At 61.4% G+C, this 12,350-nt stretch carries 13 protein-coding genes; 10 read left to right on the top strand and 3 right to left on the bottom strand.

The window, feature by feature from the left end; genetic code table 11:
* Positions 1-14: 14 nt before the first annotated feature.
* A complete protein-coding gene (locus tag QMK52_RS00255) occupies positions 15-329 on the bottom strand; it encodes an ArsR/SmtB family transcription factor (protein WP_032877312.1) in 315 nt (104 codons plus the stop codon).
* A 155-nt stretch (positions 330-484) separates the two neighbouring features.
* On the opposite strand from QMK52_RS00255, the gene QMK52_RS00250 reads away from it, so the two are divergent.
* Positions 485-1,069, top strand: coding sequence for an ACP phosphodiesterase (locus QMK52_RS00250; protein WP_005785909.1), 585 nt, complete (start codon positions 485-487; stop codon positions 1,067-1,069).
* A 107-nt stretch (positions 1,070-1,176) separates the two neighbouring features.
* On the opposite strand, the gene QMK52_RS00245 is transcribed toward QMK52_RS00250, so the two are convergent.
* Positions 1,177-1,968, bottom strand: a complete 792-nt coding sequence (locus QMK52_RS00245) for a lysophospholipid acyltransferase family protein (protein WP_005785911.1) — start codon at positions 1,966-1,968, stop codon at positions 1,177-1,179.
* Positions 1,968-2,723 (bottom strand): L-ornithine N(alpha)-acyltransferase, encoded by a 756-nt coding sequence (olsB, locus tag QMK52_RS00240; RefSeq protein ID WP_005785912.1) that lies wholly within the window; start codon positions 2,721-2,723, stop codon positions 1,968-1,970. Before olsB ends, QMK52_RS00245 begins: the two co-directional genes overlap by 1 nt.
* Positions 2,724-2,988: 265 nt before the next feature.
* Here olsB and QMK52_RS00235 point away from each other — a divergent pair, with 265 nt between their 5' ends.
* From QMK52_RS00235 to QMK52_RS00195, 9 genes are all read left to right on the top strand, one after another.
* Positions 2,989-3,846 (top strand): hypothetical protein, encoded by an 858-nt coding sequence (locus tag QMK52_RS00235; protein WP_005785914.1) that lies wholly within the window; start codon positions 2,989-2,991, stop codon positions 3,844-3,846.
* 19 nt (positions 3,847-3,865) lie between these two features.
* Complete coding sequence (locus QMK52_RS00230; protein WP_005785916.1) at positions 3,866-4,939, top strand: serine hydrolase domain-containing protein; 1,074 nt, start codon at positions 3,866-3,868, stop codon at positions 4,937-4,939.
* On the top strand, positions 4,936-5,250 hold the full coding sequence (locus QMK52_RS00225; protein ID WP_005785917.1) for a hypothetical protein: 315 nt from the start codon (positions 4,936-4,938) through the stop codon (positions 5,248-5,250). Before QMK52_RS00230 ends, QMK52_RS00225 begins: the two co-directional genes overlap by 4 nt.
* Before the next feature lie 258 nt (positions 5,251-5,508).
* Positions 5,509-6,684, top strand: a complete 1,176-nt coding sequence (locus QMK52_RS00220; RefSeq protein WP_005785919.1) for a M20 aminoacylase family protein — start codon at positions 5,509-5,511, stop codon at positions 6,682-6,684.
* Between the two features lie 60 nt (positions 6,685-6,744).
* Positions 6,745-8,055 carry a citrate-proton symporter gene (locus QMK52_RS00215; RefSeq protein WP_148852395.1) on the top strand — a complete coding sequence of 437 codons (1,311 nt, stop codon included), beginning with the start codon at positions 6,745-6,747 and terminating at the stop codon, positions 8,053-8,055.
* Complete coding sequence (locus QMK52_RS00210) at positions 8,052-9,494, top strand: amidase (protein WP_320403707.1); 1,443 nt, start codon at positions 8,052-8,054, stop codon at positions 9,492-9,494. The genes QMK52_RS00215 and QMK52_RS00210 overlap by 4 nt, the downstream gene beginning before the upstream one ends.
* Before the next feature lie 65 nt (positions 9,495-9,559).
* Positions 9,560-10,318 carry a helix-turn-helix domain-containing protein gene (locus tag QMK52_RS00205; protein WP_005785926.1) on the top strand — a complete coding sequence of 253 codons (759 nt, stop codon included), beginning with the start codon at positions 9,560-9,562 and terminating at the stop codon, positions 10,316-10,318.
* Positions 10,319-10,489: 171 nt separating this feature from the next.
* Positions 10,490-11,071, top strand: a complete 582-nt coding sequence (locus tag QMK52_RS00200) for a YceI family protein (RefSeq protein ID WP_005785928.1) — start codon at positions 10,490-10,492, stop codon at positions 11,069-11,071.
* Between the two features lies 1 nt (position 11,072).
* Positions 11,073-12,230, top strand: a complete 1,158-nt coding sequence (locus QMK52_RS00195) for a phosphatidylserine/phosphatidylglycerophosphate/cardiolipin synthase family protein (protein WP_320403706.1) — start codon at positions 11,073-11,075, stop codon at positions 12,228-12,230.
* The last annotated feature ends 120 nt before the right edge of the window (positions 12,231-12,350 follow it).

Raw genomic sequence — 12,350 nt, 5'->3', positions numbered from 1 at the left:
TTGCGTTTCCTTGGTTATTGCGGTGCGCTGAGTTCGGTTATGAGCGCCGTGAGGAAGGCTTGGATCGTCTCCTCATTGCGTTTGAAAAAGTGCCATTGCCCGGCCTTCTGGCTGCTGATCAATCCCGCCCGTTGCAAGGTTGCCAGGTGCGCCGACACGGTCGACTGGGACAGGCCGCAGCGCTGGTCGATCTGCCCGGCGCAGATGCCGTATTCGTGGTTGTGCAGTTGCTCGGGGAATTGCACTTTCGGGTCTTTGAGCCAGGTGAGGATGTCTCGTCGTACTGGGTGCGCCAGGGCTTTTATTATTTCGTCGAGGTCGATGGACATGGCAGGGTGCTCGGTGTCGTAAAGCGTTATATCGCGATGAGGCGAACTTTAAATCGTCATATCCCGATATACCAATATGATTTTGATCTGAGGCCAAAGCGAATCGGTATATCGGGTTATAACGATATGAGTGCGGCAGTGATAGACTGCGCGCCATGAATTATCTCGCACATCTGCACCTGGGCGGCCAACTTCCTGCGCAACTGCTGGGCAGCCTGTATGGCGACTTCGTCAAAGGCCGCCTGCAGGGCCAGTTCAGCCCGCAAATCGAAGCGGCGATCCAGTTGCATCGTTCGATTGACCGGTTTACCGATAGCCACCCGTTGGTGGGCGAGGCGTTGTCGCGCTTCAGCCTGACCCGCAGGCGCTATGCCGGGATCGTGCTCGATGTGTTTTTTGACCATTGCCTGGCGCGGGATTGGGCGCTGTATGCCGACCAGCCTCTGGAGCGCTTCACCGCGCAGGTGTACCGCGTGCTCGCCGCCGAACCCGCGTTGCCGGGGCGGCTGGCGCAGATTGCGCCGTATATGGCGGCGGATGACTGGCTGGGCTCGTATCGCGAGTTCGCGGTGATGGAGCAGGTGCTGCGCGGGATTTCGCGGCGGCTGACTGACCCGCAGGCACTCGGATTTGCGATGCACGAGTTGCGCGAGCTTTATAAGCCGTTAAGTGAAGATTTCCGGGTGTTCTATCCCCAATTGCAGAGATTTGCGCAGATCCAACTGACCACCGATGTCTAAATGTGGGAGGGGGCTTGCTCCCGATTGCGGTGTGTCAGTCACTGTCTATGTTGACTGAACAACTGCTATCGGGAGCAAGCCCCCTCCCACATATGACTGTGCCCGCTTTATGCCGCGAACGCAGGTCGAGCAGCCACTTGCTCAGCTTCCGGCACCGGGCCAAACAACGCCTTTTGCACCGCCTGCTGCGCCTGATACGCCAATGCCGCGCGTTCCTGCCCGGCGCAGGCAATCGGCTTGAGCAGATGAATCTGCACATCGCCCTGGTCGTTGGAAAACAAGCGCATCAGGTGCGAGAGCAAATCGTCATCGCCAATGAACGGCGCCAGCGGATCAACCCCACCGTCACGCAGATAACGAATCGCCACCGGTTGCAGCGACACATCCGCATCGATCGCACTGGACAGCAAACGCCCGTGGAACGTACGCAAGCTGCGTCCGTCAGTGGTGGTGCCCTCGGGGAACATCAGCAACGGGTGCTGTTGCTCCAGATGGCGGGTCATCTGTTTGCGGATCAACTGGCTGTCACCCGCGCCACGACGAATGAACAGGCTGCCGGCCTTGGCCGCCAGCCAGCCGGCTACCGGCCAGGTGCGGACTTCGGCCTTGGACAAAAACGACAGCGGCGTGACCATGCCCAGCAGTGGAATGTCGGTCCAGGACACGTGATTGCTCACCCATAGCATCGGCGCTTGCGGCAGCTCACCGTGCACCGTTACGCGAAAGGGCAGGGCGTTGCTCAATCGCGTCATAAAGAACCGCGACCAACGCTGGCGCCGCACCATTGAATTGGCCACGCCCAGACGCTCGAACAGGCCAAACACGCTGGCCATGCTCAAGCCTAGCGCCACCACCAACAGCACGCGGGCGATGCGCCCGTAGATGCGCAGGCGGTTCATCACATCGCCGCCTTGAAGTGGCGCGCATAACGCGGGCATAGCTCGTCGCGCTTGAGCAGGATGAACACATCGGCCACCTGGAAGTCTTCATCCCAGCACGGCTCGCCGCAGATCTTCGCGCCCAGGCGCATATAGGCTTTGAGCAGCGGTGGCATTTCGGCGATGACGTTGGACGGCAAGTCCAGGGCCGGCAGTGGCTTTTTCGGCTCGGCGCGCAGGTGTTCGTTGCACAGGTAGCGCTCGCGCAAGCGCTGCATGATTGCGTGGGCCTGAATGCCGCCATCGTGCATCGGGATGCTCGCGCAGCCCATCAGGTAGCTGTAGCTGCCCTGGTTGAGCACTTCGGCCAGTTCGCCCCAGAGCACCGCGATGGTGCCGCCGTTGCGGTAGGCGGGGTCGACGCAGGTGCGGCCGATTTCCAGGATCGGGCCCTGCAAGTGCAGCAAACCGTGCAGGCTGAATTCTTCTTCGCTGTAGAACCGGCCCAAAGTGCTGGCGGCCTGGTGGTCGAGCAGACGAGTGGTGGCGACGAGTCGACCGCTGTTCAAATCCCGCACGCCGATGTGGCTGCAGTGAACATCATAGTCATCCATGTCCAGGCCCAGTTCCGCGCCTTTCAGCTTGGCGTTGAACTCGCCGCTGAACACGTTGAACCGCAGGGCCTGGGCTTCCTGCAAGGCTTTGGCGCCCACCAGGCGTTCGGCTTGCAGACGGCGTTCATTGCCTTTGTCGCTGATGCGGGCGATCTGAGTCATAGCGAGTCTCCGGGTGCCGGCCAGGTTGCGGCCAGTCGACTTTGTTGTCCAAAGTCAGGCTATGTAGCCTCGGTGTCATCTCCATGAAGTTACGGTGACGGTTGGATGACAGGCCAACGGGATAGGGAGGGCAATGTCGCGTCATTCTCTCTCGGCGACATAAGGTTGAGGCCCTATAGGAGGCCAAGTGGAACCTGATTAGCGTTCGGACCACAAAAAGGTAGACAAACCTATTAACGGGAACCCTGCGACATTGGGAGCATGCATGGCTGTTTCACCTATAAGCTCACATTCGATCACTGGATGGAACTACCAGCCCGCGCCAGCCTTGGCTGAGTGGCCTATCGAAAGCTTCAGCGGTATTCGTAGCAAAGACGGGCGTACCTATGGGCGTACCGTCGGCGCACATCGGAACTGGCGGGCGGCACCTCATTACCAGTACAAACCGGTAAATGCCCACCCTGGGCAAAAGCCTGGGAACATCTGGGGCGGATTCAGTCAGTGGAGCAGCGATAACTGCACCATCGTGGCGGTTATCAAGATGGCGATGATGCAGTTCGGCGAAAAACCTACTGATATTTTCAAGAAAGTACGTGAAACCCCGCATGGCTATCACATTACCCTGCGAAATGGTGATACCACTTCGCTGAGCAAGGCTGAGGTGAAACAAGCGGCAGAGGCGGCAAAGCTCAAGTGCCAGAACATTCAGGCTGCTATCTATGCCAACTTTATCGTGGCGGTTGCGGCAAAGCGTTTTCAGGAGCAAAGCCATGCCAGTGGGTCGGGAGATTACGCTCGCGCGCTGGATATCTTGAACAATGGCGGCAGTATCGAGTACGCCTTCAAACGGTTGGGCTTATGGGAGCAGGTCGAGCAGGTGCCTCCCGAGGAACTGGCAGAAGGGCGCCTGGGCGTATTTCAATCTGGCAGTCACGTTTCGGTTTCTGTTAACGGCAACGAGGAGCGCTGGGGCAAACGGGGCGGGGCGACACCTACGGGAGCCCAGGTTTACGAGGCCTACGGATTCAAAAATCATGCTGGGCAGTCACAGGGCGTTAAGGCGAGCGGCAAGGTGGTGGCGTCGCCAAACCGTCATTTGTCTCGGCTAGGCTGGCGGGCTTGAATGCGCTGAGTGATCCTTTATGGTCAAACGTTTGTTGTGCGCTGCCTTGCTGGTTTTAACCACTAATGCCTGCGCCGAACAATGGCCGGCGAAAGAGTGGGCCTATGGTCCGCAATTGGCGGGTCCGGCTATCAAAGCGTTGGAAGATTTTGCTTTTGCACCGCGCAATGATGAAACGCGCGAAGGCATCCGCACCGACGCGCTGCTGGTCATTCGTGACGGCGAAATTATCTACGAACGCTACGCCGCGCCAACCACCGCCAGCACGCCGCACCTGACCTGGTCGGTGAGCAAAAGCCTGATGGCCACTGTGCTCGGCGTGGCCTACGGTGAAGGCCGCTTCAAACTCACCGACCCGGCCGCACGTTTTTACCCGCCGATGAAGCAACACCCCAAGGTGAGCATGGCCGACTTGCTCCATTGGGCTTCGGGGCTGGATTGGCAGGAAGACTATGAATACGCCCCATTGAAGTCTTCTGTTGTGGCGATGCTCTATACCCGTGGGCGTGGCGATATGGCGCAATTTGCCGCCGATACCGAAACCGCCGCCGAACCCGGCCAGGCGTTCCGTTATTCCAGTGGCGACAGCAATATTCTGTCCGCTGCGCTTAAAGGCATGCTCGGCCACAAGGCGTACATGAGCTATCCGTGGGATGCGCTGTTCAAGCCATTGGGCATTCGCAACGCGACGTGGGAAACCGATGCCGACGAAACCTTTGTTGCCTCGTCCTACGCCTACCTCACTGCTCGCGATCTGGCGCGGGTCGGGCTGCTGATGGCACGGGATGGGCGCTGGGGTGAGCAACAGTTGCTGCCCAAAGAGTGGGTGGCTTTCAATCGGCGGCCTTTCGACAACTACAAAGCCGGCCAGGATGAAGCGGTACCGGGCGGCCAATGGTGGCTCAACAAAGGCATGCCCCAACCGTGGCCCGATGCGCCGGCCGATACCTTCGCTGCACTGGGCCACTGGGGCCAGGCACTGTTTGTACTGCCCGACGAACACTTGGTGATCGTGCGCTACGGCGATGACCGCGACGGCAGCTACCGCCACAACGAACTGCTCAAGCGCGTGCTGGCGGCGGTGCGGTCATGATTCGTCGTCGGCCGTTTACCAGTCTGTTTCTGCTGCTGTTGCTGGCCCTATTGGGTTGGGTGTGGCACGAGCGCGTCAACCTGCAAGCCTTCCCCGACATCATCGCGGCGTACACGGCCAAGGAGTATTGCTCGTGCCGGTATGTGGAGAACAACCCGGCGCAGTATTGCCGTGGGTATGTGAAGCAGTACGTGCCGACCAGTGCGTTGATCGACACGCCGGAGCGCAGTGAAGTGACGGCGAGTGGGTTGGGGCGTACGCATACGGCACGGTGGTTGGGCGACCGTCAAGGCTGCCGCCTCAACCCCTGACACACCCAAATTCCCCTGTGGGAGCTGGCTTGCCTGCGATAGCGTCAGGTCAGCCAACATCACTGGTGCCTGTGCCGCCGTCATCGCAGGCAAGCCAGCTCCCACATTTAGATTATCTGCGTGGGTTCTCGGAAAAAGAACCGGCCTTGAGGTTCCACAGGGTGGAACCACCTTTGATTGTCCTCGCGCCCACATCGCGCTTAGCTGTCGATGTGTCGCCAACAAGAACGGGACCACCCGCCTGTGAGGAGAATCACCATGCGCCCACACCAGCACATCCTGGATTGGCTCAGCGATGTCGCCAGCGACTTGCACGCTGTGCGCCACGATATCCACGCCCATCCCGAACTCGGCTTTGAAGAGAACCGCACCTCAGCGCTGGTCGCGCAGTCCCTGCGGGATTGGGGGTATGAGGTGCATACCGGCATCGGCAAGACCGGTGTGGTCGGGGTGCTGCGCAATGGCAGCAGTTCGCGCACGCTGGGTATTCGTGCCGATATGGATGCCTTGCCCATCATCGAAAATACCGGTGCGGCTTACACCAGCCAGCATGCCGGTTGCATGCACGCCTGCGGGCATGACGGCCACACCACCATGCTGCTCGGCGCTGCCCGCTACCTGGCGGCGACCCGGCAATTCGACGGCACCCTGAATCTGATTTTCCAACCCGCCGAAGAAGGCCAGGGCGGTGCCGAGGCGATGTTGGCGGATGGTTTGCTGGAGCGCTTCCCGTGTGACGGCCTGTTCGGCATGCACAATATGCCGGGCTTGCCGGCTGGGCATCTTGGTTTGCGAGTCGGGCCGATGATGGCCTCGCAAGACTTGCTCACGGTGACGTTGGAAGGCGTCGGCGGCCATGGTTCCATGCCGCACCTCACGGTCGATCCACTGGTGGCTGCAGCGAGTATGGTCATGGCCTTGCAGACGGTGGTGGCGCGCAATATCGATACCCAGGAAGCCGCCGTGGTCACCGTCGGCGCCTTGCAGGCCGGCCAGGCTGCTAACGTGATTCCCCAGCAAGCCTTGCTGCGCCTGAGTCTGCGCGCACTCAACCCCAAGGTGCGCGAACAGATGCTGGAGCGGGTCAACGCGATCATCAACACCCAGGCCGCCAGCTTCGGCTGCACCGTGCAGATCGAGCACCGTCCGGCCTATCCGGTGCTGGTCAACCATGGCGAAGAAACCGAATTCGCTCGCCAGGTCGGTGTGGCCTTGCTCGGCGCCGATGCGGTGGACGGCAACACTCGCACGCTGATGGGCAGTGAAGACTTCGCCTGGATGCTGCAACGCTGCCCCGGCAGTTACCTGTTTATCGGCAACGGCGTGTCGCGGCCGATGGTGCATAACCCCGCCTATGACTTCAACGACGACATCCTGCTGACCGGCGCCGCCTATTGGGGCGCGTTGGCCGAGAGCTGGCTCAAGCCTGCCTGACGACCGCACTTTTTTCTGCCGCTGGACCCTTTCCCTTATCGGTTGAATGGAGTGTTCCTCATGCAGACTTCAAAACCCGGCGTCTCGCGCACCCGCCAAGTGGTGGCCGCCGTGATCGGCAACGCGCTGGAATGGTATGACTTCATCGTCTATGGCTTTCTGGCCAGCATTATCGCCCGGCAGTTTTTCCCGTCGGAGGATGAATACGCTTCGCTGCTGATGGCCCTGGCCACCTTTGGCGTGGGCTTTTTCATGCGGCCGGTGGGCGGGATCCTGTTGGGTATCTACGCCGACCGCAAAGGCCGCAAAGCCGCGATGCAGTTGATTATCCGGCTGATGACCGTGTCTATCGCGCTGATCGCCTTTGCCCCCAACTACGCCGCCATCGGTATGGGCGCGCCGTTGCTGATTGTGGTGGCGCGGATGCTTCAGGGGTTTGCCACCGGCGGTGAATACGCGAGTGCCACGGCGTTTCTGGTGGAGAGCGCACCGGCCCATCGCAAGGGCTTGTATGGCTCCTGGCAATTGGTGGGGCAGTGCCTGGCGGTGTTTGGTGGTGCGGCGATGGTGGCGTTGGTCACGCACTTCTTCTCCCCCGAAACCCTCGACCTGTGGGGCTGGCGCCTGCCGTTCGTGCTGGGCTTACTGATCGGCCCGGTGGGGTTGTGGATCCGGCGGCACATGGAGGACCCGGAAGAGTTTATCCAGGCGCGCAAAAACGCCACCGGCCCGGCACCGAGCCTGATGCAGGTGCTGCGTGAGCATCGGCGCAGCATCCTGGTGTCCATGGGCCTGGCCTGCGGCGCGACGGTGTCGTTCTATGTGGTGTTGGTGAACATGCCGACCTTCGCCCACAAGAATCTCGGCCTGCCGTTGGACCAGGTGCTGATGGTGCAGATGTTTGCGGTGGCGCTGATGACCGTGGTGATTCCCTTGTCCGGCCTGCTCTCGGATCGCTTGGGGCGGCGACCGGTGTTGATGGCCTTCACCCTGGCGTTCTTCGTGATGGTCTACCCGTTGTATGTATGGGTGGCTGCCGCGCCGTCCATTGAGCGTTTGCTGGTGATGCAGGTGATGCTGTGCACGGCCATTGGCGGGTTCTTCGGCCCGGCGCCGACGGCGTTGGCCGAACAGTTTCCCATCGAGGTGCGCTCGACCGGCGTGTCAGTGGCCTATAACGTGGCGGTGATGGTGTTCGGCGGTTTTGCGCCGCTGATCGTGACCTGGTTGAGTAAGGTACTGGGCACGCCTGTGGCGCCGTCGTTCTATGTATTGTTCGCGTGCGTGCTGACGCTGCTCGGCACTTATTGCATGCGCGAGGCTCCGCGGGCGAGCAAGCCACTGCCGTTTTCCAGAGAGGTGAAGCCTTGAGTATTGTCGATTGGGATGCCACGCAACTGTCGCAGGCGATCCATGGGCGGCAGGTATCGTGCGAAGAGGTGATGCAGGCGTACCTGGCGCAGATCCAGCGTTTCAACCCTCGTGTGAATGCGCTGGTGTCGTTGCGCGACAGCGAGGCTGTGCTGGCCGAGGCAAGGGCCTGCGACCGTGAGTTGGCTCAGGGCCAATCCCGCGGTTGGATGCATGGCATGCCCCAGGCCATCAAGGACCTGGCGGCGACCCAAGGTTTGCGCACCACGTTGGGCTCACCATTGTTTGCCGAGCATGTACCGAACGAAGACGCCATCAGCGTGGCGCGGGTGCGCGCCAGTGGCGCGATTATCATCGGCAAGACCAACGTGCCGGAGTTCGGCCTGGGGTCCCACACCTACAACACACTGTTCGGCACCACCGGCAATGCCTATGACCCACGCCTGACGGCCGGCGGCAGCAGCGGCGGGGCAGCGGTGGCCCTGGCGTTGCGGATGTTGCCGGTGGCCGATGGCAGCGACATGATGGGCTCGCTGCGCAACCCGGCGGCGTTCAATAACGTGTTCGGCTTGCGCCCGTCCCAGGGCCGCGTGCCCCACGGGCCAATGCCGGAGCTGTTTGTGCAGCAACTGGGTACCGAAGGCCCGATGGGGCGCAGCGTCACGGATGTAGCGCGGCTGCTGAGCATCCAGGCCGGTTACGACTCCCGCGTGCCCTTGTCGTCTCAGGACGATCCCGCGATGCTGGGCCAGCCGTTACAGCGCGACTTCAAAGGCACGCGCCTGGGTTGGCTGGGTGACTACAACGGTTATCTGCCGATGCAAGACGGCGTGCTGAGCCTGTGCGAGGCGGCACTCGATGATTTCGCCACGCTGGGCTGCGAGGTGCAAAGCTGCCAGCCGGACTTTTCCCTGGCGCGCCTGTGGCGTTGCTGGCTGGTACACCGCCATTGGCTGGTGCACGGCAACCTCGGCGCGGCCTACGCAAACCCGCGAAAACGCGCATTGCTCAAGCCCGAAGCGCAATGGGAAGTGGAGGGCGGCCAGGGCCTGAGTGCCCAGCAGGTGTACCAGGCGTCGGTGGATCGCAGCGAGTGGTATCGGGCCCTGGCCAAGTTGTTTGAACGTTACGATTTTCTGCTGTTGCCCACCGTCCAAGTGTTCCCTTTCGATGCACAACAGCCTTGGCCACGCCTCGTGGGCGGGCGCGAAATGGACACCTATCACCGCTGGATGGAAGTGGTGATCGGCCCGACACTCGCCGGTTTGCCGAGCATGAGCATCCCGGTGGGCTTCAACCCCCAAGGGCTGCCCATGGGCCTGCAAATCATCGGCCCGGCCCAGGCCGACCGAGCCGTACTGCAATTGGCATTTGCCCATGAACAGCTGACTCAATGGGTGCAACGCCGGCCGCCGGCGTGTCTTGCACCGACCGGCTGACCCGCGACCGGGCCTGTATCTTGCTGTGCAAAACAGATCATCCACCGGCAACAGGGAGATCGAACATGGAGACAGGCACGGTACGCTCGGTTGAGCGCGCACTGGCAATCGTCGAATTGCTGGGCGAGCACCAGGCCCTGGGGCTGGAAGAACTGCACTACCTTACGCGGCTGCCCAAGGCCACGGTGTCGCGCATGTTACTGACCTTGCAGGATCAGGGCTGGGTCTACCGCGGCCTGAGCGATCGGCGTTACCGCCTGCGCGCTCGGCGTTTGTTCGGCGATACCCAGCAACGTTTCAAGCGCCAGGTGGTGGAAAGCGCGGCGCCCTGGTTATTGGAGCTCAGCGAGCGCACGGGGTTGGTGGTTGACTTGTCGTGTTTCGACGGCGAGCGCCTGGAAGTCATGGAAAGCGCGATTCCCGGCGTGTTGCGCAAGCTCTACCCGAACAACTGCCAGATCGTCGGTCAGTACGCCAGCCTGTTTCACTCGGCGATGGGCAAGGCATGCCTGACGCAGTTGCCCCTTGATGAAGTGCAACGGCTGGCGTGTCGCGATCGTGTGGCCGCCGATGAGCAAAGCCATGCTTGCGAGCAAACCCAGCACCAGGGGTTCGGCCAGCGTACCGAGGGCTATTGGGAATACCCGGTGCGTTTGCCGTTCCTGATTCGGGCGGTGGCGTTGCCGGTGCGCGCCAATGGTCGGTTGGTGGGGAGCATGGCGTTGCATTGGCCCATGCATCAGGCGCCGGTGGAGCGGGTATTGAACCTGCATATGGCCAGCCTCGAACAGGCGGTGTGCGAAGTTCAGCGAACGCTGGATTAAAAACACCGCAAAACCCTGTGGGAGCTGGCTTGCCTGCGATGGCGATGTATCAGTCAACCATTTCTCGCCTGGCACACCGCCATCGCAGGCAAGCCAGCTCCCACATTGGATTTGCGCCGTTCGTGAGATTGCGCTTAATGTTCGCCCAGGTTTTTTGCCCCATGAGTCTTTATGTTCAATGTCAAACCTCTGGTCTTCGCGCTGCTGACTTGTGCCGCCGTGCCTGCCCACGCCGATTGGTACCTGGATAACGAATCCTCGCGCCTGTCTTTCGTCACCACCAAAAACACCGAGATTGCTGAAGTCCACCGCTTCCTGGTGCTGCACGGCAAAGTCGATGCCAAGGGCGCGGCGCAGTTGCAAGTGGAGATGGAGTCGATCAACAGCGGCATCCCGCTGCGCGATGAGCGCATGCGCAAAGAGCTGTTCCAGATCAAGGCCTTTCCCGACGCGTTGATCAGCGCACAGATCAATCTGCAACCCATCAACGACCTGGCGTCCGGCGCGCAGTTGGAGTTGCGCCTGCCGCTGAGCGTCACCCTGCACGGCAAGACCCAGACCTACAGTGCCGAATTGCTTGCCACGCGCCTGGATGAGCGACGTTTCCAGGTGGTGACCCTGGAGCCTGTGGTGTTGCACGCCGAGGACTTCGATCTGGCGCCGGGTGTGGCGGCGTTGCGCAAGGCGGCGGGGCTCAAGTCGATCAGTTTGTCGGTGCCGGTGGGTGCGGTACTGATCTTCACGGCGCGCTGACATGAGTGGCGCAGTGTTCCCGTGGCGCAGCGCCAATCAATTCGAACTGCTGATCGACGGGCCGAGTTTCTTCCCGCAGATGCTGGTGGGCATCGCCCGGGCCGAGCAGCAGGTGGATCTTGAACTGTATCTGGTCGAAGCCGGCGCCTGTGCCGACGCGATGGTGCAGGCGCTGGTGCTGGCCGCCGAACGTGGGGTACAGGTGCGCTGCTTGTTCGATGATTACGGCAGCCTGGCGTTTACCCTCGGGCTGCGCAAGCGCTTGACCGACGCCGGCGTGGAGCTGCGCTTTTACAATCGCCTGAATTGGCGGCGCTGGATGCGCAACCTGTATCGCGACCACCGCAAGCTGCTGCTGATCGACCAGCGCGTTGCCGTGGTCGGTGGTACGGGCGTCACCGATGAGTTCTGGACGCCGGGGCAAGACAGCGCCGATTGGCATGAAGTGATGGTGCAGATCAGCGGCCCGCTGGTACTGGACTGGCAGGCCCTGTTCGACCGGCAATGGCACGCTAACGCCGCGCGCCGTGAATGGAAACCGGCGACCCATTTCGGTTTGTCGCGCTTGCCGAAAGTGCCAGCGACGGGCCCCGGGCTTGGTCGCGTGGCGTACGCCGACGCTCGTCAGCACCGCGATATCCTGCAGTCGTTGATTCGCGCCTTGAACAGCAGCAAAGGGCGTATCTGGCTGGCGACTCCCTATTTTCTACCGACCTGGAGCGTGCGTCGTGCCTTGCGCCGGGCGGCAGGGCGCGGGGTGGATGTGCGTTTGCTGCTCACCGGGCCCCGTACCGATCACCCGTCAGTACGCTACGCCGGCCATCGTTATTACCCGCGTCTGCTGCGTGCAGGCGTGCAGATCTTTGAATACCAGCCGTGCTTTTTGCACCTGAAGATGGTGCTGGTGGACGATTGGGTCAGCATTGGCTCGTGCAATTTCGACCACTGGAATTTGCGCTTCAACCTGGAAGCCAACCTCGAAGCGTTGGACCCGGGATTGACGGCGGCGGTGGTGGGCAGTTTCGAAGCGGATTTTGCCCAAAGCCAGGTGGTGAGCCTGGAGGCATGGAAGGCGCGGCCGTTGTGGAAGCGGGTGAAGCAGCGGGTGTGGGGGTGGATTGATCGGTTGGTGGTGAACCTGCTGGATCGGCGCGGCTAGTCGCATCACTCAATCAAATGTGGGAGCTGGCTTGCCTGCGATAGCATCACCTCGGTACACCTGACAAACCGAGGTGCCTGTATCGCAGGCAAGCCAGCTCCCCACAAAAGCCAGCGCCCA

Origin of the sequence: Pseudomonas sp. P9_2 (assembly GCF_034008255.1) — a bacterium.
In the GTDB taxonomy this organism is placed as follows: domain Bacteria; phylum Pseudomonadota; class Gammaproteobacteria; order Pseudomonadales; family Pseudomonadaceae; genus Aquipseudomonas; species Aquipseudomonas synxantha_A.
Note: the sequence above shows the minus strand (reverse complement) of the source record. Positions and strands in the feature narration are given on the sequence as shown.

What these genes read in the sequence shown, in the direction of transcription:
- olsB (WP_005785912.1), bottom strand. Translation starts at nt 2,723, where the DNA reads ATGACTCAGATCGCCCGCATCAGCGACAAAGGCAATGAACGCCGTCTG.
- QMK52_RS00230 (WP_005785916.1), top strand. Translation starts at nt 3,866, where the DNA reads ATGGTCAAACGTTTGTTGTGCGCTGCCTTGCTGGTTTTAACCACTAAT.
- QMK52_RS00235 (WP_005785914.1), top strand. Translation starts at nt 2,989, where the DNA reads ATGGCTGTTTCACCTATAAGCTCACATTCGATCACTGGATGGAACTAC.
- QMK52_RS00220 (WP_005785919.1), top strand. Translation starts at nt 5,509, where the DNA reads ATGCGCCCACACCAGCACATCCTGGATTGGCTCAGCGATGTCGCCAGC.
- QMK52_RS00215 (WP_148852395.1), top strand. Translation starts at nt 6,745, where the DNA reads ATGCAGACTTCAAAACCCGGCGTCTCGCGCACCCGCCAAGTGGTGGCC.
- QMK52_RS00255 (WP_032877312.1), bottom strand. Translation starts at nt 329, where the DNA reads ATGTCCATCGACCTCGACGAAATAATAAAAGCCCTGGCGCACCCAGTA.
- QMK52_RS00225 (WP_005785917.1), top strand. Translation starts at nt 4,936, where the DNA reads ATGATTCGTCGTCGGCCGTTTACCAGTCTGTTTCTGCTGCTGTTGCTG.
- QMK52_RS00205 (WP_005785926.1), top strand. Translation starts at nt 9,560, where the DNA reads ATGGAGACAGGCACGGTACGCTCGGTTGAGCGCGCACTGGCAATCGTC.
- QMK52_RS00245 (WP_005785911.1), bottom strand. Translation starts at nt 1,968, where the DNA reads ATGAACCGCCTGCGCATCTACGGGCGCATCGCCCGCGTGCTGTTGGTG.
- QMK52_RS00200 (WP_005785928.1), top strand. Translation starts at nt 10,490, where the DNA reads ATGTTCAATGTCAAACCTCTGGTCTTCGCGCTGCTGACTTGTGCCGCC.
- QMK52_RS00250 (WP_005785909.1), top strand. Translation starts at nt 485, where the DNA reads ATGAATTATCTCGCACATCTGCACCTGGGCGGCCAACTTCCTGCGCAA.
- QMK52_RS00195 (WP_320403706.1), top strand. Translation starts at nt 11,073, where the DNA reads ATGAGTGGCGCAGTGTTCCCGTGGCGCAGCGCCAATCAATTCGAACTG.